Source organism: Micromonospora sp. NPDC047465 (assembly GCF_040643125.1).
In the GTDB taxonomy this organism is placed as follows: domain Bacteria; phylum Actinomycetota; class Actinomycetes; order Mycobacteriales; family Micromonosporaceae; genus Micromonospora.
In genome coordinates this window covers 20,977-45,746 of sequence record NZ_JBEYTP010000005.1, presented here as the reverse complement: position 1 = coordinate 45,746, position 24,770 = coordinate 20,977, and the positions used below count along the sequence as shown (strand labels likewise).

18 protein-coding genes are annotated in these 24,770 nt (G+C 75.2%); 14 read left to right on the top strand and 4 right to left on the bottom strand.

The features are described 5' to 3' along the window. Nucleotides 1–3: 3 nt before the first annotated feature. From ispG to ABZ793_RS07235, 7 genes are all read left to right on the top strand, one after another. On the top strand, nucleotides 4–1,176 hold the full coding sequence (ispG, locus tag ABZ793_RS07265) for a flavodoxin-dependent (E)-4-hydroxy-3-methylbut-2-enyl-diphosphate synthase (protein ID WP_350704934.1): 1,173 nt from the start codon (nucleotides 4–6) through the stop codon (nucleotides 1,174–1,176). 120 nt (nucleotides 1,177–1,296) lie between these two features. Continuing rightward, a complete protein-coding gene (locus ABZ793_RS07260) occupies nucleotides 1,297–2,523 on the top strand; it encodes an MFS transporter (RefSeq protein ID WP_357453288.1) in 1,227 nt (408 codons plus the stop codon). A gap of 54 nt (nucleotides 2,524–2,577) precedes the next feature. Further along, a complete protein-coding gene (locus ABZ793_RS07255; protein ID WP_357453284.1) occupies nucleotides 2,578–3,417 on the top strand; it encodes a GNAT family N-acetyltransferase in 840 nt (279 codons plus the stop codon). A 116-nt stretch (nucleotides 3,418–3,533) separates the two neighbouring features. After that, nucleotides 3,534–4,412 (top strand): ABC transporter ATP-binding protein, encoded by an 879-nt coding sequence (locus ABZ793_RS07250; RefSeq protein ID WP_357453281.1) that lies wholly within the window; start codon nucleotides 3,534–3,536, stop codon nucleotides 4,410–4,412. Further along, a complete protein-coding gene (locus ABZ793_RS07245; RefSeq protein ID WP_357453278.1) occupies nucleotides 4,409–6,643 on the top strand; it encodes a YhgE/Pip domain-containing protein in 2,235 nt (744 codons plus the stop codon). The genes ABZ793_RS07250 and ABZ793_RS07245 overlap by 4 nt, the downstream gene beginning before the upstream one ends. 38 nt (nucleotides 6,644–6,681) lie before the next feature. Further along, entirely contained in the window at nucleotides 6,682–7,275 is a 594-nt protein-coding gene (locus tag ABZ793_RS07240; protein WP_350704944.1) for a TetR family transcriptional regulator, read from the top strand. A gap of 103 nt (nucleotides 7,276–7,378) precedes the next feature. Further along, nucleotides 7,379–10,924, top strand: coding sequence for an ABC transporter ATP-binding protein (locus tag ABZ793_RS07235; RefSeq protein WP_357453275.1), 3,546 nt, complete (start codon nucleotides 7,379–7,381; stop codon nucleotides 10,922–10,924). A gap of 32 nt (nucleotides 10,925–10,956) precedes the next feature. On the opposite strand, the gene ABZ793_RS07230 is transcribed toward ABZ793_RS07235, so the two are convergent. The 4 genes from ABZ793_RS07230 to ABZ793_RS07215 all read right to left on the bottom strand — a co-directional run bounded on the left by ABZ793_RS07230 (nucleotide 10,957) and on the right by ABZ793_RS07215 (nucleotide 15,428). Next, a complete protein-coding gene (locus tag ABZ793_RS07230; protein WP_357453272.1) occupies nucleotides 10,957–12,024 on the bottom strand; it encodes an NADH:flavin oxidoreductase/NADH oxidase in 1,068 nt (355 codons plus the stop codon). Nucleotides 12,025–12,219: 195 nt separating this feature from the next. Next, on the bottom strand, nucleotides 12,220–13,527 hold the full coding sequence (locus tag ABZ793_RS07225) for a dicarboxylate/amino acid:cation symporter (protein ID WP_357453734.1): 1,308 nt from the start codon (nucleotides 13,525–13,527) through the stop codon (nucleotides 12,220–12,222). Between the two features lie 265 nt (nucleotides 13,528–13,792). Continuing rightward, nucleotides 13,793–14,428 (bottom strand): DUF998 domain-containing protein, encoded by a 636-nt coding sequence (locus tag ABZ793_RS07220; protein ID WP_357453269.1) that lies wholly within the window; start codon nucleotides 14,426–14,428, stop codon nucleotides 13,793–13,795. Nucleotides 14,429–14,462: 34 nt separating this feature from the next. Next, nucleotides 14,463–15,428 (bottom strand): glutathione S-transferase C-terminal domain-containing protein, encoded by a 966-nt coding sequence (locus tag ABZ793_RS07215; RefSeq protein WP_357453266.1) that lies wholly within the window; start codon nucleotides 15,426–15,428, stop codon nucleotides 14,463–14,465. Between the two features lie 107 nt (nucleotides 15,429–15,535). Between ABZ793_RS07215 and pcaF the strand changes: the two genes are divergently transcribed. The 7 genes from pcaF to ABZ793_RS07180 all read left to right on the top strand — a co-directional run bounded on the left by pcaF (nucleotide 15,536) and on the right by ABZ793_RS07180 (nucleotide 24,624). After that, entirely contained in the window at nucleotides 15,536–16,741 is a 1,206-nt protein-coding gene (gene pcaF / locus ABZ793_RS07210) for a 3-oxoadipyl-CoA thiolase (protein WP_357453263.1), read from the top strand. A 283-nt stretch (nucleotides 16,742–17,024) separates the two neighbouring features. Next, nucleotides 17,025–17,843, top strand: a complete 819-nt coding sequence (locus tag ABZ793_RS07205) for an SAM-dependent methyltransferase (RefSeq protein WP_350704956.1) — start codon at nucleotides 17,025–17,027, stop codon at nucleotides 17,841–17,843. 4 nt (nucleotides 17,844–17,847) lie between these two features. Continuing rightward, nucleotides 17,848–20,022: an EAL domain-containing protein gene (locus ABZ793_RS07200; RefSeq protein ID WP_357453259.1), complete on the top strand. Its 2,175-nt coding sequence runs from the start codon at nucleotides 17,848–17,850 to the stop codon at nucleotides 20,020–20,022. After that, nucleotides 20,019–20,519 carry a DUF456 domain-containing protein gene (locus ABZ793_RS07195; protein WP_357453256.1) on the top strand — a complete coding sequence of 167 codons (501 nt, stop codon included), beginning with the start codon at nucleotides 20,019–20,021 and terminating at the stop codon, nucleotides 20,517–20,519. Before ABZ793_RS07200 ends, ABZ793_RS07195 begins: the two co-directional genes overlap by 4 nt. 577 nt (nucleotides 20,520–21,096) lie before the next feature. Beyond that, nucleotides 21,097–22,461: a glutamine synthetase family protein gene (locus ABZ793_RS07190; RefSeq protein WP_357453253.1), complete on the top strand. Its 1,365-nt coding sequence runs from the start codon at nucleotides 21,097–21,099 to the stop codon at nucleotides 22,459–22,461. Between the two features lie 34 nt (nucleotides 22,462–22,495). Next, the gene (locus tag ABZ793_RS07185; protein WP_357453250.1) at nucleotides 22,496–23,851 is read left to right on the top strand and encodes an aldehyde dehydrogenase family protein; all 1,356 of its coding nucleotides are present in this window, start codon (nucleotides 22,496–22,498) and stop codon (nucleotides 23,849–23,851) included. 5 nt (nucleotides 23,852–23,856) lie between these two features. After that, a complete protein-coding gene (locus ABZ793_RS07180) occupies nucleotides 23,857–24,624 on the top strand; it encodes a 3-oxoacyl-ACP reductase (RefSeq protein ID WP_357453247.1) in 768 nt (255 codons plus the stop codon). Nucleotides 24,625–24,770: the final 146 nt, after the last annotated feature.

Sequence of the window (24,770 nt, the reverse complement as noted above, 5' to 3'; positions counted from 1 at the left end):
GAAGTGACCGCTGTCAGTCTCGGCATCCCGGCCGTACCGCCTCCGCCGCTCGCCCCGCGCCGGGCGAGCCGCCAGATCATGGTCGGCTCCGTGCCGGTCGGTGGGGGCGCGCCGGTGTCCGTGCAGTCGATGACCACCACCCTCACGTCCGACGTCAACGCCACCCTCCAGCAGATCGCCGAGCTGACCGCGTCCGGCTGTCAGATCGTCCGGGTCGCAGTGCCCAGCCAGGACGACGTGGAGGCGCTGCCGGCGATCGCGAAGAAGTCGCAGATCCCGGTCATCGCCGACATCCACTTCCAGCCGAAGTACGTCTTCGCCGCGATCGACGCGGGCTGCGCGGCGGTCCGGGTGAACCCGGGCAACATCCGGCAGTTCGACGACAAGGTCAAGGAGATCGCCAAGGCGGCCGGCGACGCGGGCGTGCCGATCCGGATCGGCGTGAACGCCGGCTCGCTGGACAAGCGGCTGCTGGCCAAGTACGGCAAGGCCACCGCCGAGGCGCTGGTCGAGTCGGCGCTGTGGGAGTGCTCGCTGTTCGAGGAGCACGGCTTCCGCGACATCAAGATCTCGGTGAAGCACAACGACCCGGTGGTGATGGTCCGGGCCTACCGCCAGCTCGCCGAGCAGTGCGACTACCCGCTGCACCTGGGCGTCACCGAGGCCGGCCCGGCGTTCCAGGGCACGATCAAGTCGGCGGTCGCCTTCGGCGCGCTGCTGGCCGAGGGGATCGGCGACACGATCCGGGTCTCGCTGTCGGCCCCGCCGGTGGAGGAGATCAAGGTCGGCGCCGCGATCCTGGAGTCGCTCGGGCTGCGCGAGCGCGGCCTGGAGATCGTCTCCTGCCCGTCCTGCGGGCGGGCGCAGGTCGACGTCTACAAGCTCGCCGAGGAGGTCACCGCCGGCCTGGAGGGGCTGCCCGTGCCGCTGCGGGTCGCCGTGATGGGGTGCGTCGTGAACGGCCCGGGCGAGGCCCGCGAGGCCGACCTGGGCGTGGCCTCCGGCAACGGCAAGGGCCAGATCTTCGTCAAGGGCAAGGTCGTCAAGACCGTGCCCGAGGCGCAGATCGTGGAGACGCTGATCGAGGAGGCGCTGCGCATCGCCGACGAGATGGGCGCCGAGCTGCCGGAGGAGCTGCGCGGCCTGCTGCCGGGCGCCACTGTCTCCGTGCACTGACCCACCGCGCCGTCGCGCACCGGCCCCACCGCCACCCGGCGGTCGGGGCCGGTGCGCTTTTCACGTGGTACGCCGTCGCCCGTTTACCAAACCGTACGTACGTCTTGCTAGGGTGTGGGCGTGCGGCTGCTTCCTGAACCGGGCCCGGCCCGGACCCTCACCCTCGGCACCCTCGTACGGACCGTCGGGCGCGGCCTCTGGCTGGTGGCCAGCGCGCTCTTCCTCACCCGCTCGGTCGGCCTCACCGCCACCGAGGTCGGCGTGGGGCTGACCGTCTCGGCCCTGGTCGGCCTGCTGGCCAGCGCGCCGACCGGCTACCTGGCCGACCGGCTCGGGCCCCGGGGCACCCAGGTCGCCGCGCTGGTCGCCGGAAGCGCGCTGACCGCCGCCCTGGTGACCGTTCAGTCGTTCGCCGCGTTCCTGGCCGTCGGTGCGGCCACCGCCCTGGCCGACGCCGCCGACCGGGGCGCCCGGGGCGCGCTCATCGCCGGTTCCGTCCCCGCCGACCAGCGGGTCCGCACCCGCGCCTACCTGCGCGCCACCACCAACGTCGGGATCTCGGTGGGCGCCGTGCTCGCCGGCTTCGCGCTCGCCGCCGACACCCGGGCGGCGTACGTGGCGCTGATCCTCACCGCCGCGACGACGTACCTGCTCGCCGCCGCCGTCTTCACCCGGCTGCCGGCCATCCCTCCCGCGCCCGCCCCCGCGCAGGGCCCCCGGCTGGTCGCGCTGCGGGACCGCCCGTTCCTGGCGTTCACCGTGCTCGACGGCCTGATGTCGATGCACTTCGGGCTGCTCAACATCGCCCTGCCGCTGTGGATCGTCGGGCACACCCGGGCGCCGGCCTGGGTGATTTCCGGGCTGATGCTGGTCAACACCCTGGTGGTGGTGCTCTTCCAGGTCCGGGCCGCACGGGGCACCGAGAGCCTCGCCGGGGCGGCCCGGGCGTCGCGGCGCGCCGGGCTCGCCATCGCCGCCGCCTGCGTCCTCTTCGCCGCCAGCGGCGGTCTGCCGACGGTCGCCGCCGTCGCGCTGCTGGTCGCCGGCGCGCTCGCGCACGTCGTCGGAGAGCTGTGGCACTCCGCCGCCGGCTGGGGGATCTCCTTCGGGCTCGCGCCCGAGCACGCCCACGGGCAGTACCAGGGGGCGTACAGCATGGGTTTCGAGCTGGGCCGGATGATCGCGCCGGTGGTGGTGACCACGTTGGCCGTCGGGTGGGGCGTGCCCGGCTGGTTGTTGCTCGGTGGGCTGTTCCTGCTGCTCGGTGCCCTGGTGCCCGGAGTGGTCGGCTGGGCCGCCCGCAACCGGGGCGCCGCGCCCGCGCCGCGACCGGTCCCGGTGCCGTAGTCCTCTCGCCACTCGACCGGCGCGGCGGGGGGCGGATCTGGCAGGCTGGTATCCGTGCTGACGGTGCCGGTACGGCAACTCGGGGAGTCGGAGCGCCGCGCTGTCGAGCGGCTGCTCGACCTCGACCCGTTCGCGGGCGCGCAGGTCGCGGAGCGGGTCGCCGCGCGCGGCCTGGCCTGGTGGCGCGCCGAGGGCCGGGTGCTGGGCTACGGCACCCGCCGCAACCTGGAGTCGGTCTGCTGGCTCGGCGGCAACCTCACCCCGGTGCTCGCCACCGAGCCGGCCGTCGCCGCCTACGCCGACCTGCTCGCCGGCGAGGAGCGGCTCTGCTCGTCGATCGTGGGCCGGGCCGACGCCGTGCTCGGCCTCTGGGACCGGCTCTCCGACGTCTGGGGGCCGGCCCGGGACGTACGCCCCAACCAGCCGCTGCTGGCCACCGACGCGCTGCCGGCGCTGCGGGCGGACCCGGAGGTGCGGCTGGTGCGCGGCGGGGAGGCCGACCGGCTCTTCCCGGCGGCGGTGGCCATGTACACCGAGGAGGTGGGCGTCTCGCCGCTCGCCGACGACGGCGGGCGCGGCTACCGGAGGCGGGTCACCGAACTGGTCCGGGCCGGGCGGGCGTACGCGCGGTTCGTCGACGGCCAGGTGGTGTTCAAGGCCGAGCTGGCGGTGGTGACCCGCCGGACCGCCCAGGTGCAGGGGGTCTGGGTGGCCCCCGAGTGGCGGGGCCGGGGCATCGCGACGGCGGCGATGGCGGCCGTGGTGCGCGACGCGCTGCTGCGGGTCGCCCCGACCGTGAGCCTCTACGTCAACGACTTCAACCTGCCGGCCCGCCGGGTCTACGAGCGCTGCGGCTTCCGCCCGGTCGGCACGCTCGCCACCGTGCTCTTCTGAACGCTCCCGGGCATGGCCCGGATCACCCCGGCGAGAAGTGCCGAACAGGACGGTCGGGGCTAGGCTGGGCATGTTTTTGTACTGACCAGTCAGTTCAAGAGGGTGGGCCGGGTCGGATGGTGGTCGTCGAAGCGCGCGGGCTGGGGTTGCGTACCCGGCGGGGGTGGGTGTTCCGGGACGTCGACCTGACCGCCGCCGCGGGCGAACTGCACGCGGTGACCGGCCCGCCCGGCAGCGGACGCACCTCGCTGCTGCTCGCCCTGGCGGGCCGCTTCCCGACCAGCGAGGGACGGCTGACCCGGCACGGCCCCGCCGCGCTGGGGCAGGTCGCCGGCGTGCACGAGCCCGACCCCGCGCTGACCGTCGCCGAGCATGTCCGGGAGCGGCTGCTGCTGCTCGGGCCGGTGCCCCGCCGCCGGCGGCAGCTGGTGCCGGTCGCCGCGCTGCGGGCCCGCCGGGCGTACCGGCGGGACGCCTTCGCCGCCGCGATCGCCGGGGCCGGGTTCACCGGGGAGGTGCCCTTCGACCCGGACACCCGGGGGCGCGACCTCACCCCGCTGGAACGGCAGGTGCTCGGCCTGGTCCTGGCCACCCTGGGCGGGCCCCAGCTGATCGTCGCCGACGACGTGGACGCCGGTTGCGACGCCCCGGAACGCGCCCGGCTCTGGGCGACGCTCGCCCGCCTGGCCGACCAGGGCTACGCGGTGGTCGCCAGCGCCCGCGCGGTCGAGGCGGACAGCCCCGCGATCGTGCACCGCCTCGGTGACCCGCCGGCCGCGCCGTCACCCCCCGACGAGGCGGCGGCCGGAGCGCCCGAGGCCAGCGCCCGGCCGACCGAGGAGGCGGCCGGACTGTCCGACGAGGCGGCCGGACTGTCCGACGAGGCGGCCGGATCGTCCGACGAGGCGGCCGGATCGTCCGAGGCGGCGCGGCCGCCCGCCGCCGGTCCGGGCGACGAGACCGATCCGACCGAGACCGTCGAGGTGGCCCGATGAGCGTCTTCCGACTCGCCCGGTTCGAGCTGCGCCGGCTGACCCGGGGCCGGCTGCCCCGCGCCGCGCTCGCCGTGCTCACCGTCGTCCCGCTGCTCTACGGGGCGCTCTACCTCTACGCCTTCTGGGACCCGTACGCCAAGCTGGACCGCATCCCGGTGGCGCTGGTCAACGCCGACCGCCCCGCCACCGCGAGTGACGGCACGGTCGTGCACGCGGGGCAGGACCTCGCCGACGAGCTGCTCGACCGGCGGGTCTTCGGCTGGCACGTCACCGACTCCGGGGACGCCGCCGCCGGCCTGCGCAGCGGCCGCTACCACCTGGTCTTCGCGATCCCGGAGGACTTCTCCGCCAGCCTGGCGGACAGCCCGGAGCCCGACCGGCCCGCCCGGCGGGGGGAGCTGCGGGTGGTCAACGACGACGCCACCAACTACCTCTCCGGGCTGCTGGCCCGCACGGCGTTCAGCGAGATCCGGGCCGCCGCCGCGCAGAGCGCCGCCGGGAACTACTTCGAGAAGATGCTCGTGGGCTTCACCGACGCCAAGGCCGAGACCGGCCGGGCGGCCGACGGAGCCGCGAAGCTCGCCGACGGGCTCGACTCCTCCACCACCGGCGCGGGCAAGGTAGCCGACGGGCTGGGCACGTCGCAGGACGGCGCGGGCCAGATCGCGGACGGGCTGGACGCGTCCGCGACCGGGGCGGGCAACCTCTCGGCGGGGCTCGACAAGACCGCGAAGGGCGCCGACGAACTCGCCGCCGGGCTCGGCGAACTGCGCACCGGGGCGGTGCAGCTCGCCGACGGCACCGCCCGCGCCGCGACGCAGACCCGCGCGGTGGCGGACAAGGTCAACGGCGCGGCCGGCCGGATCGAGCCGGTGCTGAGGGACAACGCGAAGCGGATCGAGGAGTCGGCCACGGCGATCGCCGAGGGGGCGCAGGCGCTCGCCGACGGGCTGGACGCCCTGCCCCGGCGGGCACAGGAGGCGGTCAGCCAGGCCGAGCAGGTCCGCGACCGGCTCGACGCGCTGGTCGCCGCGCACCCCGAACTCGCCGACGATCCCAGCGTGGTGGCCGCCCGTACGGCCGCGAAGGCCACCGTCGAGGCGGCCCGCGCGGTGGCCGGCACGCTGGACGACGCCGACCTGACCGCCCTGGAGAACCGGATGACCAGGGTCGCCGCCACCGCCCGCGAGATCGCCGCCGGGGCACCCCACCTGGCCGACGACGTCGCCGCCGCCCAGGCCAAGGTCAACGAGCTGGCCACCGGGCTGGGCACCCTCGCCGAGGGCAGCGCCAAGCTGCGCGACGGCCTCGGCACGGCGGCCACCGGTGCCGGCGAGCTGCGCGGCGGGCTGTTCCGGCTGGCCACCGGCGCCCGGGAACTCGACGGCGGCCTGCACCGGCTCAGCACCGGCGGCGAGCGGCTCGCCGACGGCCTCACCCGGCTGGAGAGCGGCGCGGGCGACCTCGCGGCCGGCCTGACCCGGCTGGGCGGCGGCGCCGGCGACCTGGCCGACGGCCTCGCCGAGGGGGAGGAGAAGATCCCCGGGTACGCCGACGCGGAGGCCCGCGCCGCCGTCCTCGGCGACCCGGTCTCGCTGGACCGCACCGCCCGCAACGCCGCCGGCGCGTACGGCGTGGGCTTCGCCCCGTACTTCCTCGGGCTGGCCCTCTGGGTCGGCGCGATGATCACGTACATGCTGCTGCGGCCGGTCAACCGGCGGCACGTGATGTCCGGCGCGCCCGCCTGGCGGGTGGCGCTGGCGGGCTGGCTGCCCGCCGCGGCGATCGGGCTGGCCCAGGCCGGGGTGCTCTTCGCGGTGGTGACCCTCGCGCTCGACCTCGATCCGGCGCGCCCAGCGGCCACCCTCGGCCTGCTCGCGCTGGCCGCGCTCGCCTTCACCGCGATCGTGCAGTGGCTCGGGGCGCTGCTCGGGCCCGCCGGCCGGCTCGCCGCGCTGGCCCTGCTGATGCTCCAGCTCACCTCGTCCGGCGGCACCTATCCGGTGCAGACCTCACCGGGCTTCTTCCAGGCGATCCACCCCTGGCTGCCGATGACCTACGTGGTCACGGCCCTGCGGCACACCGTCAACGGCGGATCGGCCGGGCCGGTCGGCACGGGGGCGCTGGTGCTGGCCGGCTTCGGCGCGGCGGCGCTCGCGCTCACCGTGGTCACCGCCCGCCGGGCGCGCCGCCTGACCCCGGCCACGCTGCACCCCGAGCTGTCCATGTGAGGATGCTGACGGGCCGGAGGTGCGGACGGGGAGGGCCAGTGACGGACGGACGGTCGCGGCGGCGGGAGGACACCCGCCAGCGCCTCTTCGAGGCGGCCGTGGAGCTCATCGCCGAACAGGGCTTCTCGGCGACCACCGTGGACGACATCGCGGCGCGCGCCGGGGTGGCCAAGGGCACCGTCTACTACAACTTCGAGTCCAAGACGGTGCTCTTCGAGGAGCTGCTCCGGCACGGGATCGGCCTGCTCACCGCCGAGTTCCGGGCCGCCGTGGCCGGGCTGCCGCCGCGTGAGGCGCTGGCCGCGCTGGTGCGCGCCGAACTGGAGTACATCCGGCGGTACCGGGCCTTCGCGCAGCTCCTGCTCTCGGAGATGTGGCGGACGAACCGGGAGTGGCAGCAGACGCTGCGGCTGCTGCGCGGCGAGGCGATCGAGGTGATCGCCGAGACGGTCCGGGCCGGGGTGGCCGTCGGTGACCTGCCCGCGGACCTGGACGTGCGGACCGCCTCGTCCGCGCTGTTCGGCGTCGGGCTGGTGGTGGCGGTGGACTGGCTGGTGTTCCAGCCGGACCGGCCGATCGAGGACGTCGAGGAGGCGCTGCTCGGCATCGTCCGCCGGGTCGCCCGGACCTGACCCGGCCGCCCCCCCCGCCCCCGGCGGGCCGTAAATGCGTTGAACCGGACACCCCCACCGAGCAGGCTGAACGTCTCCCCACCGCCTTCCCGAAGGGACTCCGATGCGTCTGCTCCGGGACCTGTGGGTCACCTCGCCCCGCCGCATGGCGGTCGTGACCTGCCTGATCGTGTTCGGCGCCGGCGGTCAGGCCGCCGCCGCCGCGCTGGCCGGTCCCGTCCTGGTGCACCGCGCCGCCGGGTTCTTCGCGCTGCTGGCGGTGGCGCTGGTCGCCGCCGTGCTCACCGACCTCGTGGTCAGCCTGCTGATGGCCGGGCTGACCGCCGACTGGTCCGCCGACGTGCGCCGCCGGCTGTGCCGGGTGGCGTTCGGGCAGGACCTGCCGACCCTGGAGACCACTCCGGTCGGCGAGCTGCTCGACCGCATCGACGGCGATGTCTACCAGGTCGCCGCCGCGGTGCGCAACCAGGGCGTACGGATCGCGCAGGCGCTGACGACGGGCCTGCTCTCGACGGTCGTCGCCCTCGCGGTCTGGTGGCCGGCCGGCGTCGGGATGCTGCTGCTCACGGTGCTGCTCGCGGTCGGCCTGCGCCGGCCCACCGCGCGGATCGCCCCGGCCCGGATGGCCGAGGAGGAGGCGTGGTCCGACCTCGCCGCCGTGATGGAGGAGGCCGTCCACGGCCAGGACGACGTGCGGACCAGCCTGGCCCGGCCGTACGTGCTGCGCCTCTACGCCCGGCGGGCGGCCGAGGTGCTCGACCGGGGCGTCCGCGTGTGGCGGATGTCGGCCCGGGTCACCACGGTGGCCGCCGGCGCGACCCTGGCCGGGATCGCCGCCGTGGTGCTCGGCGGCGCGTGGGCGCTGGTCGCCGGACGGGTCGACGGCGCCCGGCTCACCGCCGTCTGGCTGCTCGCGATCGGGTTCGGCATGACCGTCGAGCACGTCAGCCGGATGGTCCCCGAGCTCCAGTACGCCCTCGGCGCGTGGGGCCGGGTGCAATTGCTGGCGAACTCCCCGCAGGAGCCCGTGGGCGGGGCCGCCCCGACCGAGGGCGACCTGCTGGTCCGCGGCCTCACCTTCCGTTACCCGAGCGCCGAGCCGGACGGCGGGCGCGGCCCCGCGCTGCGCGACGTCCACCTGACCTTCGCCCGTGGCCGCTCGTACGCCCTCGTCGGCCGGACCGGCTCCGGCAAGTCCACCCTGGCGAAGATCCTCACCCGGGCCGTCGACGTGCCGCCGGGGACGGTCTTCCTGGCCGGCCGCGACGTGCGCGACCTCGACGTCGAGCAGCTGCGCCGGTGGATCGCCGTGGTGCCCCAGCGCACGGAGATCCTCGCCGGCACCCTCGCCGAGAACGTCGCGCTGTTCGAGCCGGAACTGCGCGACGCCGCCGCGCGGGCGCTGCACGAGCTGGGCCTGGCGGGCTGGATCGCCGAGCTGCCCGACGGCCTGGAGACCCGGCTCGGCGAGGGTGGGCACGTGCTCTCGGCCGGGCAGGAGCAACTGGTCGCCTTCGCCCGGATCCTGGTGCGCGACCCGCACGTGGTGATCCTCGACGAGGCCACCGCCCGTCTCGACCCGGTCACCGAGGCACGGGTGCAGCAGGCCACCGAGCGGCTGCTGCGCGACCGGATCGGCATCGTCATCGCGCACCGCCTCTCGTCCGTACGCCGCTGTGACGAGGTGGTGGTGATGGCCGACGGGGCGGTGGTCGAGGCGGGTCCGCTGCGGGAGTCGGCCCGCTTCGCCGACCTGCTCGCCAGCAGCCACGCCACCGCGTACGCGCACGCGGGGTCGGGGGCCCGGTCCGGCGGGCTGGACCTGCTGCCCGGCCCGCCGGACCCGTGGCCGCCCACCGGCCCCGACCCGGTGGAGCCGGCGGCCGGGCGGTCGACCGCGCCCGACGGCGACCCGACGCCGGCGGCACCGGCGGAGCCCGAGGCGACGGCCCCGGCGCCGCCCCGGGGGCTGCGGGGCCTGCGCGGGCTGCGGGAGGTCCTGCGGCTGTGCGTCAACGACGCCCGGTACGGGCTGGCCTCGCTCGCGATGTTCGTGCTGCTGGTGGTCCTCGGGATGGACGGGCCGGTGCTGCCCTGGCTCTGGGCCGACCTGGTCGACGGCGTCGGGGACCCCTGGCTGCCGGCGGTGGGGATCGTCGCCGCCCTGCTGGTCACCCTGCCGGTGCACTGGTTCACCGGCTACCGGTTCCCGCAGTGGTGGGTCCGGCAGATGCTGCGGATCAGCCTGCGGCTGGTGCACGGGCAGACCGGGCCGCGCCGGGTCAGCGGGCACACCCCGGCGGAGGTGGTGGCCCAGGGCGGCGACACCGAGCGGGTGGTGCAGCTCGCCGACAACGTGAGCGACCAGGGGATCTCGCTCGTGCTGCTGGCCGCGATGACGGCCGTGACCGGCAGCGTCGTGCCGGGGCTGTTCTTCGCCGGGACGATGGTGGTCTCCGGGCTGGCCGCGACGCTGTTCGGGCCGCGGCTGGAACGCTCCGCCCGGGCCACCGTCGCCGCGCGGGCCGCGTTCGCCACCGCCCTGGTCTCCTCGCTGTCGGCCGCCCGTACGGTGAAACTCGCCGGGGCCACCCGGCCGGTGCTGGCCCACCTGGCCGACCTCGACGTGGTCCGCAGCGACCGGCAACGCCGCGAGATCGCGGTGCAGGTGTGGTCGCGGTCGACCCCGTCGCTGGTCAGCGGCCTGCTGCCGATCGGCGCGTGGGCGCTGTTCCTGGCCGGCGAGCTGTCGGCCGGCGCCACCCTGGTCGCGGTCGCCACCCTGGCGGCGGCCCGCTGGTTCGCCTGGACGACGGCGTCGCTGATCTCGCAGATCCCCTCCGCGCGGGTGTGGACGCGGCGGACGGTGGCGATGACCGGGGTGGCGGCGTACTCGGCGGCGGTGCCGGACGTGGACCTCGGCGCGGGCACCGCGCCGGCGCCGGACGTGCCGCCCCGGCGCCCGCTGCGCCGGCTGGAGCTGACGGGCTTCGGGGTCCGGCACACCGACGGGACGGTGGCCGTCCGCGACGTCGACCTGACGGTGGAACGCGGCCAGCTGGTGCTGGTCGTCGGGCCGGTCGGCTCGGGCAAGTCGTCGCTGCTGCGGGCGCTCGCCGGCATCGCGCCGCACACCGGCCTGCTGACCTGGAACGGCGAGCCGGTCACCGAGCCGGAGCTGTTCCTGCGCCCCAACCAGGTGGGCTACGTCGGCCAGTTGCCCCGGGTGCTCTCCGGCACGGTGGCCGACAACATCACGCTGGGCCACCAGGTGGACGCCGCCGCGGCGGTGTCGACCGCCCAGCTCGACCACGACCTGGCGGCGGCCGGGGGCGGGCTCGGGCTGCTGATCGGGCACAAGGGCACCCGGCTCTCCGGCGGGCAGTTGCAGCGCCTCGCGCTGGCCCGGGCGCTTGCGCCGCGTACCGAGCTGCTGGTCGCCGACGACGTGTCCTCGGCGCTGGACGTCACCACGGAGCTGGCGCTCTGGCAGGCCCTGCGCGAGCACGGGGTGACCGTGGTGGGTTCGACCTCGAAGCGGGCGGCCCTGGTGCGGGCCGACCACGTCGTGGTCCTGCTGTCCGGCACGGTCGCCGCCCAGGGCCCCTGGCGCGACCTGGAACCGCACTGGTCCCACCTGGCCGGCTGACCCGCCCGCCCCGCCCTGGGGTGGGGATGGGGTCAGAGGGCGCGGGTGTACTGGGCGGGCCAGGCGGGGGTGGCGCCGAGCTTGGCGGCGGCGCGGTGCGGCCAGTACGGGTCGCGCAGGAGTTCCCGCCCGAGCAGGACCAGGTCGGCGTCGCCGGCGGCGACGATCTCCTCGGCCTGCTCCGGCTCGACGATCAGGCCGACCGCGCCGGTGGCGACGGCGGCCTCGCGGCGCACCCGGGCGGACAGCGGCACCTGGTAGCCCGGGCCGACGGGGATCGTGGCGGTGCTGGACGCGCCGCCCGAGGAGCAGTCGACGAGGTCGACCCCGGCACCGGCCAGCTCGCCGGCGAGCACCACGCTGTCCTCGACCGTCCAGCCGTCGGGCTCCCAGTCCGTGGCGGAGATCCGGGTCAGCACCGGCACGTCCTCGCCGACCGTCGCGCGGACCGCGCGGGCCACCTCCAGGGTCAGCCGCATCCGGCCGGCCCGGTCCCCGCCCCAGCCGTCCCGCCGCTGGTTGGTCAGGGGCGAGAGGAACTCGTGCAGCAGGTAGCCGTGCGCGGCGTGGATCTCCACGGCGGCGAACCCGGCGTCGACGGCCCGCCCGGCCGCCGCCGCGAACGCCTCGACCACGCCGGCGATCCCGGCCTCGTCCAGGGCGGTCGGCACCCGGTAGTCGGGCCCGAACGGCGTCGACCCGGGGCCGACCGGCGTCCACCCGCCCTCGGCGTCGGGCACCCCGCCCCGGCGCGGCGCCCACGGCCGGTACGTCGACGCCTTGAACCCGGCGTGCGCGAGCTGCACCGCCGGCACGGCGCCGTGCGCCGCGACGAACGCGGTCACCGGCCGCCAGGCGTCGACGTGCGCCCCGGACCAGAGCCCGGTGTCCTGGGGGCTGATCCGCCCCTCCGGCACCACCGCGGTGGCCTCGGTCAGCACCAGGCCGGCGCCGCCGGCCGCCCGGCTGCCCAGGTGCACCAGGTGCCAGTCGGTGGGCAGGCCGTCCGGGCCGGCGGTGTACTGGCACATCGGCGCCAGGGCGATCCGGTTGGGCAGGGTGACCGCGCGCAGGGCCAGCGGCGTGAACAGGACACTCATGTCGCGATCCTCTCTACCGGCCGAGGAGGACCTCCCCACGGAGGTCCTCCTCGGCGTCGACGCTCCCGTCGGTGGTGGACGTCGCCCGGACATCCCGCCAGGGTCGAGGCGGGCGTGGTCCGCCGGGGTCGTGGCGGGCGTGGTCCGCCGGGGCGTGCCGCAGCGGCGTTCCGCGTCGGCGGGCGGGAGGAGTCCTCAGGCCGGGACGGGGCTGAGGTCCTCCGGCCGGCGGGACCGGGCGTCGGCGTTGGAGTCCGCCGGGTCGAGCGGCGAGCGCCGGCCGGCCGAGTCGTACGCGGTCCGGTCCAGCGTGCCCTCGCGGGCCGCGACGACGGTCGGCACCAGCGCCTGACCGGCCACGTTGGTGGCGGTGCGGATCATGTCGAGGATCGGGTCGATCGCCAGCAGCAGGCCGGCGCCGGCCAGCGGCAGGCCCAGCGTGCTCAGGGTCAGCGTGAGCATCACGATCGCGCCGGTCAGGCCGGCGGTGGCGGCCGAGCCGACCACCGACACGAAGGCGATCAGCAGGTAGTCGGTGACGCCGAGGTCCACCCCGAAGACCTGGGCGACGAAGATCGCCGCGAGGGCCGGGTAGATCGCCGCGCAGCCGTCCATCTTCGTGGTCGCCCCGAAGGGCACCGCGAACGAGGCGTACTCGCGGGGGACGCCGAGCCGCTCGACCGAGCGCTGGGTCACCGGCATCGTGCCCACCGAGGAACGGGAGACGAAGGCCAGCTCGATCGCGGGCCAGGCGCCGGCGAAGAAGCGCAGCGGGTTGAGCCGGCCGGCGGCCAGCAGCACCAGCGGGTAGACCACGAACAGCACGATCGCGCAGCCGACGTAGACGGCGGTGGTGAACTTCGCGAGCGGGGCCAGCAGGTTCCAGCCGTACGAGGCGACGGCGTTGCCGATCAGGCCGAGCGTGCCGATCGGGGCGAGCCGGATGACCCACCAGAGCGCCTTCTGGACGATCTCCAGCAGCGCCCGGTTGAGCGCCACGAACGGCTCGGCCTTCTCGCCGACCAGCAGCGCCGCGGCGCCGACGACGAGGGCCAGGAAGACGATCTGGAGCACGTTGCCCTCGACGAACGCGCCGACCGGGTTGGTCGGCACGATGCCGGTGAGGAAGTCGGTCCAGGAGCCTGTTTTCTTCGGGGCGGCGGCGCCGGCGGTGTCCAGGGTGACGCCGCGGCCGGGGTTGGTGAGCAGGCCGAGCCCGATGCCGACGGCCACCGCGACCAACGCGGTGGCGCCGAACCAGAGCAGGGTCTTCAGCGCGAGCCGGGCGGCGTTGGCCACCCCCCGCAGACTGACGACGCTGACCACGATGGCGGTGAAGACCAGCGGCGGCACGGCCAGCTTGAGCAGCTGGACGAAGAGGCCGCCGACGGTGTCGAGGGTGCTGGTGAGCCAGCTCAGGTCGTTGGCGCGGGCGAGGAAGCCGAGCGCCACGCCGAGGACGAGGCCGAGCAGGATCTGCACGGAGAAGGGGATCTTGCGCAGGGCGGAAGCCATGAGGATGTGTCCCAGGGTCTGGAGTGTCGAACGGGGCAGCGTCAGGAGAGCGGCTGCGCCGGACAGATGCCGCTGGCCTGCAGTCGGAGGTCGACATACAGGCGCACGGTGAGGTGCCAGACGTTGGTCATCGCCCGCCGAGGCTATCCCCCCGGCCGCCCGATCGGAAGGATCGACTCCGGTGACGCTCCTTACAGCAGGTGTGGGGAAATGACCCTTTTCTCCGCCGAAGGCGTCAACAGGGTGCCCTTCCCTACCGGCGCAGGGCGATGGTGCCGGCGGTGGCGGCGGCCCAGAGGAGCGCCACCAGGAGCAGCAGTCGCTCCAGCACCCCGACCAGGGCGCCCCGGCCCACCGCGAGCATCGCCAGCCCCACCAACCCGGCCAGCGGCAGCGCCACCGCCGCCGCCCCGGCGGCCAGCCGGCGCAGCGACCGGTCGGCCCCGGGCGGGAAGGCGATCGCCAGCATCGCGAAGACCACCGCCGCGGTCGCGACGATGCTCGCCCCGCCGTGCACCAGGTCGGCCGCCGTGGCCCGCTCGAACGGCGGCAGCGGGCAGCCCGCGCTGCACGTCACCGCGCCCGAGACCAGGGTGCAGACGCTCCCGGCGGCGAGCAGCGCGGCCGCGGCCCGCAGCCCCGCCGGCAGCGCCGCCGCGAGCAGCAGCAGCGCCGCGGCGAGGGCGAAGACCCCGATCCGGTACGCCGGGGCGTACGCGCTGTCGGTGACGCCCGCCTCGCTGACGTACCCGGTCAGGCCCGGGCCGGGACCGGCGACCACGGCGACGGTCACGGCGGTCGCGCCCGCGACGATGCAGCCGGTGGCGGCCGACGCGGCGGCGGCCCGGGCCGGGGAGACGGTGGGGCCCGCCCGGCGCGGCTCGGCCACGCCCGGGGCGATTGTCGGGTCCGCCCGGCGCGGCTCAGCCACGCCCGTGCGGCGTCGTCCAGCCGGAGGTGTCGGGGCCGAGCGGGACGATGCCCGTCGGGTTGATCGCCGCGTGGGTGCCGTAGTAGTGCCGCTTGATGTGGTCGAAGTCGACCGTCTCACCGAAGCCCGGCGTCTGGAACAGGTCCCGCGCGTACGCCCAGAGCACCGGCATCTCGGTGAGCTTCTGCCGGTTGCACTTGAAGTGCCCGTGGTACGCCACGTCGAAGCGGACCAGGGTGGTGAACAGCCGCACGTCGGCCTCGGTGATCGCGTCGCCCATCAGGTAACGCCGGCCCGCCAGCCGCTCCGACAGCGCGTCGAGCCGGGCGAACAGCGCCGTGAACGCCTCCTCGTAGGCGGCCTGGGAGGTGGCGAAGCCGCACCGGTAGACGCCGTTGTTGACGTCCCGGTGGATCTCCGCCATCAGCGCGTCCATCTCCGGGCGCAGCTCCACCGGGTAGAGGTCCGGCGCGCCCGGCCTGTGCAGGCTGCGCCACTCGGTGGAGAGGTCGAGGGTGAGCTGCGGGTAGTCGTTGGTGACCACCCGCCCGGTGCGCGTGTCGACCAGGGCCGGCACGGTGACCCGCCCGGTGTAGTCGGGATCCGTGGCCAGGTACGCCTCGGAGAGGAAGCCGATGCCGAGCACCGGGTCGAACCCGTCCGGGTCGAGGCTGAACCGCCAGCCACGCTCGTCGCGGATCGGGTCGACCGTGCCGAGCGAGATCGCGTCCTGGAGGCCGAGCAGGTTACGGACGATCCGGGCCCGGTGCGCCCAGGGGCAGGCCCGGCACCAGATCAGCCGGTAGCGGCCCGGCTCCAGCGGCCAGCGGTCCTGGTCGTCGGGGCCGCCCCCGGCGGGGGAGGTCGAGTGGGGGGTGACCCGACCGGTGAACCGGTTGGGCTGGCGGACGAACGCGCCACTGCCGCTGGTCTCTGCGCTGAACTGGGCCCGGGCCATGCCGTCAACCTATCCGCTGGGCGCGCGGATATCCTGGCGGCCGGGCGACCCCGTGACCCGGAAGCGCCCGCCCCCCGCCCCTTCCCACCCCCCGAAGGATCGCGCTGATGACCGTGGCATACCTGGTGGCCGGTGTCCGCACCCCGATCGGCCGGTACGGCGGCGCCCTCGCCGGCGTCCGCCCCGACGACCTGGCCGCGCACGTGATCCGCGAGCTGGTCGCCCGGCACCCGTCCGTGGACTGGGCGCGGGTGGACGACGTGGTCCTGGGCTGCGCCAACCAGGCCGGGGAGGACAACCGCAACGTGGCCCGGATGGCGGCGTTGCTCGGCGGGCTGCCCGAGGAGGTGCCCGGCAGCACGGTCAACCGGCTCTGCGGTTCCGGCCTCGACGCCCTGGCCACCGCCGCCCGGTCGATCGTGGCCGGCGAGGCCGACCTCGTCGTGGCCGGCGGGGTGGAGAGCATGAGCCGCGCCCCGTTCGTGATGCCGAAGGCGACGACCGCGTACTCCCGCAACGCCGAGGTCTACGACACCACCATCGGCTGGCGGCTGGTCAACCCCCTGATGAAGAAGCACTGGGGCATCGACTCCATGCCGGAGACCGCGGAGAACGTCGCCGCCGAGTACGGCGTCGGCCGGGCCGAGCAGGACGAGTTCGCGTACCGGTCGCAGCAGCGGGCCGCGAAGGCGCAGGCCGACGGCCGGTTCGCCGAGGAGATCGTGCCGGTGACCGTGCCGGCGGGGCGGCGCGAGACGAAGCTCGTCGAGGTCGACGAGCACCCCCGGGAGACCTCGCTGGAGAAGTTGGCCGCGCTGCCCACCCCGTTCCGCGAGGGCGGCACGGTGACCGCCGGCAACTCCTCCGGCGTCAACGACGGCGCGGTGGCGCTGCTGGTCGCCTCCGAGGCGGCCGTGACCCGGTACGGCCTGACCCCGCTGGCCCGGTTCGCCGGGGCCGCCGCGGCCGGCGTACCGCCCCGGACCATGGGCGTTGGGCCGGTGCCGGCCACCCGGAAGCTGCTCGACCGGCTCGGCGTCGGCCTCGACGCGGTCGACGTGATCGAGCTGAACGAGGCGTTCGCCGCGCAGTCCGTCGCGGTGCTGCGCGAGCTGGGCCTGCCCACCGACGCCGAGCACGTCAACCCGAACGGCGGGGCGATCGCGCTCGGGCACCCGCTCGGCGCGAGCGGCGCCCGGCTGGCCCTGACCGCCGCGCTGGAGCTGCGCCGCCGGGGCGGGCGGCGGGCGCTCGCCACCATGTGCGTCGGCGTGGGGCAGGGCATCTCGCTGCTGCTGGAGTCCGCCGGCTGACCCCGTCGCCGGCCGGAGGGCGGCCGGCCCGTCCTGGGCCCGCCGCCCCCGCCGGCCGGAGGGGGCGCGGGGCGTGCCCGGCCGGCGCCCGGGTGTCCGGTCGGTGACGGACACCGGACGGGCCGACGAAGTGGGTCATGGGACCTCCCCGTGCAGGGAGTGGGCGGCCTAGAGTGGTGAGCACCACTCGATCCGCGGGTCGGCCGGTGTGGCTCCGCGTGCCCCCCACGCGCCCCCGACGCCGGTTCCCTCCCGCACCGCGGCGACGACATGGGGTGCAGCAGTGCAGATGCCGGACGGACTTCCCGCCGAGATCGACCTCTCCCGGCCGAGCGCGGCCCGGGTCTACGACTACTTCCTCGGCGGGGCGCACAACTTCGAGATCGACCGGCAGCTCGCCGAGCAGATCGCCGGCATGACCCCCAACCTGGCGGCCACCATGCGCGCCGGCCGCGAATTCCTGCGCCGGGCCGTGCGTACGCTGCTGGACGCCGGGATCGACCAGTTCCTCGACATCGGCTCCGGCATCCCGACCGTCGGCAACGTGCACGAGGTCGCCCAGACGGCCAACCCGAAGGCCCGGGTGGTCTACGTCGACATCGACCCGGTCGCGGTGGCGCACAGCCGGGAGCTGCTCGCCGGCAACGAGCTGACCGGAGTGATCCACGCCGACCTGCGCGAGCCGGAGCGGATCCTGACCGAGGCCCGTGAGCTGGCGCTGCTCGACTTCAGCCGGCCGCTGGGCATCCTGCTCGCCGGGGTGGTGCACTTCATCCCGGACGCCGACCGACCCGGCGACGTCCTGGCCACCCTGCGGGCCGCCGCCGCCCCGGGCAGCTTCCTGGTCATCTCGCACTCCACCTTCGAGGACCAGCCGCAGGAGATGCTCGACGCGCAGCGCCTCTCGGCGCGTACCGACACCGAGATCACGCTGCGCTCGCGGGCCGAGGTCACCAGCTTCTTCGGCGACTGGACGATCCTGGAGCCGGGCGTGGTGCACATGCCGCTCTGGCGTCCGGACTCGCCGTCCGACGTGGACGACCAGCCGGAGCGGTTCGGCGCCTTCGGCGGCGTCGCCCGGTACGACCAGCCCACCGCCTGAGCCCATGGGCGCCGTCCCGGAGCCCGGTGGCGACGACCTCAGCCGGTCGGGCGCCCTGCGGTACGCGGCCGAGTGGTCCCGGGCGGTGCGCCGGCTCGGTTTCGTGCCGCTCAGCGCGGCCGAGACCGAGCGGCTGCTGCACCTGCACACCGTCCGGCTGGCGCAGGCCGTGCTCGCCGAGCCCTTCTCGGCCCTGCCGGCCGAGAAGGTCGGGCGCGCACTGGTCGAGGAGCACCTGACGGAGCCGCGGGTGCTCGACTGGTCGGTGCGGTCCCTCGGCGAGCGCTTCCTGCCCGAGGTGCTGCCCGCCCGGGCGCACCACGACGAGACGGTGGAGCGGGTCGCGGCCGTGCAGGGCGGGCTGGCCGCCGGGTTCGCCCGCGCCCTGCGCGACCGCACCTTCGCCCAGCAGGAGCGGATCGCCCGCTCGGCGTGGCAGGCGCGGGACGAGGTGGAGCAGGCCCTGCGTGACAGCGAGGCCCGGTTCCGGGCGGTCTTCGTCGGGGCGCCCACGGGCATCGGCATCGCCGGCGTCGACGGTCGGATCATCGACGTCAACCAGGCGTTCGCGGACATGCTCGGCTACTCCGTCGCGGAGCTGCGGCAGATCAACGTGGCGTCGCTGTTCCACGCCGACGACGCGGCCGGGATGTGGGAGCTCTACCAGGAGCTGGTCGAGGGCAAGCACGACAGCGCCCGGGTGGAGAAGCGCTACCACCGCAAGGACGGCAGCGTGGTCTGGACCGACCTGTCCGTCTCGCTGATCCGGCACGACGACGGCCGGCCCCGGTTCACCGTCGCGATGATCGAGGACATCACCGAGCGGTACGAGCTCCAGCAGCGGCTGCGCTTCCAGGCGCTGCACGACCCGCTCACCGGCCTGCCCAACCGGACCCTGTTCTTCGAGACGCTGGGCCGGGTCTTCGAAACGGCCGACGCGGAGCACCGCGTCGGGGTCTGCTTCCTCGACCTGGACGGCTTCAAGGCGGTCAACGACAGCCTCGGCCACGACCTCGGTGACCGGCTGCTCGTGATGATCGCCCGGCGGCTCGCCGAGTGCGTCGCCGGGCGCGGCCACCTGGTCGCCCGGATGGGCGGGGACGAGTTCGTCATCCTGGTCGACGACGGCACCGGCATCGACGACGCGGTGGCCGTCGCCGAGGCGGCGCTGGCCGCCGTGTCCGCCCCGGTCCGGATCGGCGAGCACCAGCTCGCCGTCTCGGCGAGCGTCGGCATCGTCGAGTGTCCCGTCGGCGGGACGAGCGCCTCGGAGCTGATGAAGGCCGCCGACACCACGCTCTACTGGGCGAAGGCGGAGGGCCGCGGCCGGTGGGCGGTCTACGACCCGGAGCGCGGCGCCCGGGACATCGCCCGCTCCGCGCTGGCCGCCGGGCTGCCGGCGGCGCTGGACCGGGACGAGTTCGTGCTCCACTACCAGCCGATCGTGTCCCTGCTGGAGGGCTCGATGCTGGCCGTGGAGGCGCTGGTCCGCTGGCAGCACCCGGAGCTGGGGCTCATCGGACCGGACCGGTTCATCGGGCTGGCGGAGGAGACCGGCCTGATCGTCCGGCTCGGCGAGTGGGTGCTGCGGCAGGCGTGCCGGGACGCGGAGGAGTGGCGGCGCGAGTTCCCCGCGGCCCGGCTGGTGGTCAGCGTCAACCTGGCCGCCCGGCAGGCCGACGACCCGCGGATCGTGGAGACCGTCGCCGACGCGCTGGCCTCCACCGGGCTCCCGGCCGGGCTGTTGCAGCTGGAGCTGACCGAGAGCGCCGTGATGGGCACCGCGGGGGAACCGCTGCGGTCGCTGCACCGGCTGGCCGCGCTGGGCGTACGGCTGGCGATCGACGACTTCGGCACCGGCTACTCGAACCTGGCGTACCTGCGGCGGCTGCCGATCCACTGCCTCAAGCTGGCCGGCCCGTTCGTCGAGGGGATCCGGGGCGACGGTCCGGAGGCGGCCACCGACCACCGGGACGAGCGGATCGTGGACGCGCTGGTGCGGCTGGCGCACGCGTTGGAGCTGTGGGTCACCGCGGAGGCGGTCGAGACCGGGGTGCAGGCCGAACGGCTGCGGGCGCTGCGCTGCGACACCGGGCAGGGGCGGTACTTCGGCCCGCCGGCGCCGGCGGCGGAGATCACGGCCCGGCTGCGCGGCGGCGGGCACGGAGCCGCGGCATGAGCCTCACCGACACCGAGGCGGCCGTCGCCGTCCTCGCCGCGTTGGCCGTCCTCGCCGGGCTGGCCGGCGTGGTGGTGCCCGGCCTGCCGGCGCTGCCGCTGTGCTGGGGCGGGGTGCTGGTCTGGGCGCTCTTCGGCGGCGCCGGGCCGGGGCGCTGGGCGGTGCTCGCCGCCGCCACGGTGGTCGTCGCCGGTGGCACCGTCGTGAAGTACGCCTGGCCGGGGCGGAACCTGAAACGCAGTGGGGTGCCCACCTCGTCGCTGCTCGCCGGCGGCGTGCTGGGACTGGTCGGCTTCTTCGTCGTGCCGGTGGTCGGGCTGGTGCTCGGCTTCGTCGGCGGGGTGTGGGCGGCGGAGCGACTGCGGCTGGGCGACTCCCGGCTGGCCTGGCCGGCGACGAAGCAGGCCGTGGCGGCGGCCGGCCTGTCCATGCTGGTCGAGTTCCTCGCCGGCCTGCTCGTGGCGGCCCTCTGGGTCGCCGGTCTGCTGCTGACCTGACGGGTCCGCGCCGACCTTCACCTTCGTCGGCGTGGTGGTGGTGGGGCGGCGGCGCGGGGCGGGCGTCGGGTACGGCGCAGCGCCGCACGGGTGAGAGAGAGGTGACGTGCCCCGCGCCGCCGCGGTGCCGGGGCGGTCCGAGCGCCCGGCGGTGGCCCGTCGCGATCGGGCCTGGTCACGGGCTCAAGCATGCGGCGTACGCGCCCGGACGGCAACGCAATTTGCCCGCTCGCCGGGCCGGTCGGCGGGAGCGCCCCGCGGGCCGGCCGGCGAGTGCGCAGCCCCCTGGCTGGCCACCGATGGTCCCCTCCGCCCGCCTGTCGAGCTGCCCCATCAGGTGGGGCACCCGGCCCGGCCCGGTTACGGTTCGGCCTGGTCTGGCCAAGTTCCGCCCGGCACGTCCGGGTCCGGTCCGGGGACCGGCCGGGCTACGTCCGGCGGGGCCACACGCGGCGGGGGCCGGGCGACAGGCCGGCCAGTGCGCCCGGCGCACCCACCCGGGCGGTTGCCGGGATCCGGGGCTGGGCATTGACGGTGGTCAGGTTAGCCAGTAGACCTTGGTGATGGAGGCCCGCCGATGAGGAAAGCTCCGATCACGTTGGAACAACTGCGGGTCGCCATCGCCGAGGGCGAGATCGACACCGTGGTGCTGGCCCTGGTGGACATGCAGGGCCGGTTGCAGGGCAAGCGGTTCCACGCCCCCTACTTCCTCGACCACGTCGTCGCGCACGGCAGCGAGGGCTGCAACTACCTGCTCGCCGTGGACGTCGACATGAACACCGTCGACGGGTACGCGATGTCGAGCTGGGAACGCGGCTACGGCGACTTCGCCATGGTGCCGGACCTCGACACGCTGCGTCGGGTGCCCTGGCAGCCGGGCAGCGCGCTGCTCCTGGCGGACCTGGCCTGGCTGGACGGGTCAGGTCCGGTGGCCGCCTCGCCCCGGCAGATCCTGCGCCGTCAGCTGGACCGGATGGCGGGGCACGGGCTGACCGCGTACGCCGGCACGGAGTTGGAGTTCGTGCTGTTCCGCGACTCCTACGAGGACGCCTGGCGGCGCGGCTACCGGGAGCTGACCCCCGCCAACCAGTACAACGTGGACTACTCCCTGCTCGGCACCGCCCGGGTGGAGCCGCTGCTGCGCCGCATCCGCCGGGAGATGGCAGGGGCGGGGCTGACCCCCGAGAGCGCGAAGGGGGAGTGCAACCTGGGCCAGCACGAGATCGCCTTCCGCTACGACGAGGCGGTGGCCTGCGCCGACCACCACGTCATCTACAAGAACGGGGCGAAGGAGATCGCCGCCCAGGAGGGCATGTCGATCACCTTCATGGCCAAGCCGAACGAGCGGGAGGGCAACTCCTGCCACATCCACTTCTCCCTGCGTGACGCGGACGGCCGGTCGGCGCTGCTCGGCGACGGGCCGGCGCACCTGTCGGCGACCGGGCGGCGGGTGCTGGCCGGGCTGCTCGCCACCATGCAGGAGTTCAGCCTCCTGTTCGCCCCGAACGTCAACTCCTACAAGCGCTACCAGCCCGGATCGTTCGCCCCGACCGCGCTGCGGTGGGGCACGGACAACCGCACCTGCGCCCTGCGGCTGGTCGGGCACGGGCAGGGCATGCGGGTGGAGAACCGGGTCCCGGGGGCGGACGTGAACCCGTACCTGGCCATCGCCGCGCTGGTCGCCGGCGCCGTGCACGGCATCGAGCGCGGGCTGGAGCTGGGCGAGGAGTGCACAGGCAACGCGTACGACGACCCGGCCGCCGAGCGGGTCCCCGGCACGCTGCGCGACGCCCTCGCCCGGTGGGAGTCCTCGACGGTGGCGGGGGAGGCGTTCGGCGACGAGGTGGTGGCGCACTACGCAAACCAGGCGCGCGTCGAGCTGGCCGCCTTCGACGCCGCCGTGACCGACTGGGAGCTCTTCCGTGGCTTCGAACGCCTCTGACCTCGACCGCGTGATCGACGGGAAGGGGTGGTCCGTGACCGAGGTGGTGAATCCGGCGACGGGCGAGGTGGTCGCTGTCGTGCCGTCGGCGTCGGTCGACGAGGTCGACGCGGCGATCGGGCGGGCGGACGCGGCGTACCCGCGGTGGCGGGCGGTGGCGCCGGGGGACCGGGCGCGCCTGCTACGCCGGTTCGCCGCGCTGGTGGACGCGCACCTGGAGGAGCTGGCGCAGCTGGAGGTGCGCAACTCGGGGCACACCGTCGGCAACGCGCGGTGGGAGGCGGGCAACGTCCGGGACGTGCTCGACTACTACGCGGGCGCGCCGGAGCGGCTGACCGGGCGGCAGATCCCGGTGCCGGGCGGGCTGGACGTGACGTTCCACGAACCGCTCGGCGTGGTCGGGGTGATCGTGCCGTGGAACTTCCCGATGCCGATCGCCGCCTGGGGCTTCGCGCCAGCGTTGGCGGCCGGCAACACGGTGGTGCTCAAACCCGCCGAGTTGACCCCGCTGACCGCGCTGCGCCTGGCCGAGCTGGCCCGCGAGGCGGGGCTGCCCGAGGACGTGTTCACGGTGCTGCCGGGAGCCGGGCCAGTGGTGGGGGAGCGCTTCGTCACCCACCCCGCCGTCCGCAAGGTCTGCTTCACCGGCTCCACCGAGGTCGGCACCCGGATCATGGCCGGCTGCGCCGCCCAGGTGAAGCGGGTGACGCTGGAGCTGGGCGGCAAGAGCGCCAACCTGGTCTTCGCCGACGCCGACCTGGAGAAGGCGGCGGCGACCGCCCCGTACGCCGTCTTCGACAACGCCGGCCAGGACTGCTGCGCCCGGTCCCGGATCCTGGTCCAGCGGCCGGCGTACGACCGCTTCCTGGAGCTGCTCGAGCCGGCGGTGCGGGCGTTGCGGGTGGAGGATCCGACCCGGGAGACCGCCGAGATGGGCCCGCTCATCTCCGCCGGCCAGCGGGACCGGGTCGCGGGGTACGTCGACGGGGCGACCGTCGCCTTCACCGGCTCCCGCCCCGACGGCCCCGGCTTCTGGTACGCCCCGACGGTGCTGCTCGCCGACTCCACGGCGGACCGGCACTGGCGGGAGGAGGTCTTCGGCCCGGTCGTCTCGGTGCTCCCGTTCGACGACGAGGCCGACGCGGTGCGGCTCGCCAACGACACCGAGTACGGCCTGTCCGGCTCGGTCTGGACCCGGGACGTGGGTCGCGCCGTCCGGGTGGCGCGGGCGGTCGAGGCGGGCAACCTCAGCGTCAACTCGCACTCCTCGGTGCGGTACTGGACCCCCTTCGGCGGCATGAAGCGCTCCGGGCTGGGCCGCGAGCTGGGCCCGGACGCGCTGCACGCCTTCACCGACGTCAAGAACGTGTTCATCGCAACGGAGGAGTGAGGCGCGTGCAGGGTCGTCTTCAGGACCGGGTGGCCGTGGTCACCGGTGCGGGCAGCGGGATCGGGCTGGCCACCGTGCGGCGGTTCGCCGCCGAGGGGGCGCGGGTGGTCTGCGTGGACATCGACCCGGAGGCCGGCAAGCGGGCCGCCGACTCCGTGGGCGGCGAGTTCGTCGCGGCGGACGTCGCCGACGAGGCGGCCGTACGGGACCTCTTCGACGGGGTGGCCGAGCGGCACGGGCGGGTCGACATCGCGTTCAACAACGCCGGCATCTCCCCGCCGGAGGACGACTCCATCCTGGAGACCGGGCTGGACGCCTGGGAGCGGGTGCTGCGGGTCAACACCACGAGCGTCTACCTCTGCTGCAAGCACGTCATCCCGCACATGCGCCGGCAGGGCAAGGGCTCGATCGTCAACACCGCCTCGTTCGTGGCGCTGATGGGGGCGGCCACCTCGCAGATCGCGTACACGGCGAGCAAGGGCGGGGTGCTGGCGATGACCCGGGAACTGGGCGTGCAGTTCGCCCGGGAGGGCATCCGGGTCAACGCGCTCTGCCCCGGCCCGGTCGCCACCCCGCTGCTGCTGGAGCTCTTCGCCGCCGATCCGGAGCGCGCGGCCCGCCGGCTGGTGCACGTGCCGATGGGGCGGTTCGGCAGGCCGGAGGAGATCGCCGCCGCGGTGGCCTTCCTCGCCAGCGACGACGCCTCCTTCATGACCGCCGCGCAGTTCGTGGTCGACGGCGGCATCACCGGCGCGTACGTCACCCCGCTGTGAGCCCGCGCCCTCCGCATGGCGGGGGAGGCGCTGTCGGGCAGCCGACGGCCGGCCGAGGTGGACGTAACCAGCGACCAGGGCGTGGCATGCGTTACGTTGCTGGCCCGTCAGGGTATTGAGCGGGGCACGGCCGGACGGATCATCGG

Bases quoted from the DNA above. Each gene is read 5' to 3' on its own strand.
- ABZ793_RS07250 (WP_357453281.1), top strand. From the start codon at position 3,534: ATGGTGGTCGTCGAAGCGCGCGGGCTGGGGTTGCGTACCCGGCGGGGG.
- ABZ793_RS07230 (WP_357453272.1), bottom strand. From the start codon at position 12,024: ATGAGTGTCCTGTTCACGCCGCTGGCCCTGCGCGCGGTCACCCTGCCC.
- ABZ793_RS07195 (WP_357453256.1), top strand. From the start codon at position 20,019: ATGAGCCTCACCGACACCGAGGCGGCCGTCGCCGTCCTCGCCGCGTTG.
- ABZ793_RS07190 (WP_357453253.1), top strand. From the start codon at position 21,097: ATGAGGAAAGCTCCGATCACGTTGGAACAACTGCGGGTCGCCATCGCC.
- ABZ793_RS07245 (WP_357453278.1), top strand. From the start codon at position 4,409: ATGAGCGTCTTCCGACTCGCCCGGTTCGAGCTGCGCCGGCTGACCCGG.
- ABZ793_RS07215 (WP_357453266.1), bottom strand. From the start codon at position 15,428: ATGGCCCGGGCCCAGTTCAGCGCAGAGACCAGCGGCAGTGGCGCGTTC.
- ABZ793_RS07200 (WP_357453259.1), top strand. From the start codon at position 17,848: ATGGGCGCCGTCCCGGAGCCCGGTGGCGACGACCTCAGCCGGTCGGGC.
- pcaF (WP_357453263.1), top strand. From the start codon at position 15,536: ATGACCGTGGCATACCTGGTGGCCGGTGTCCGCACCCCGATCGGCCGG.
- ABZ793_RS07235 (WP_357453275.1), top strand. From the start codon at position 7,379: ATGCGTCTGCTCCGGGACCTGTGGGTCACCTCGCCCCGCCGCATGGCG.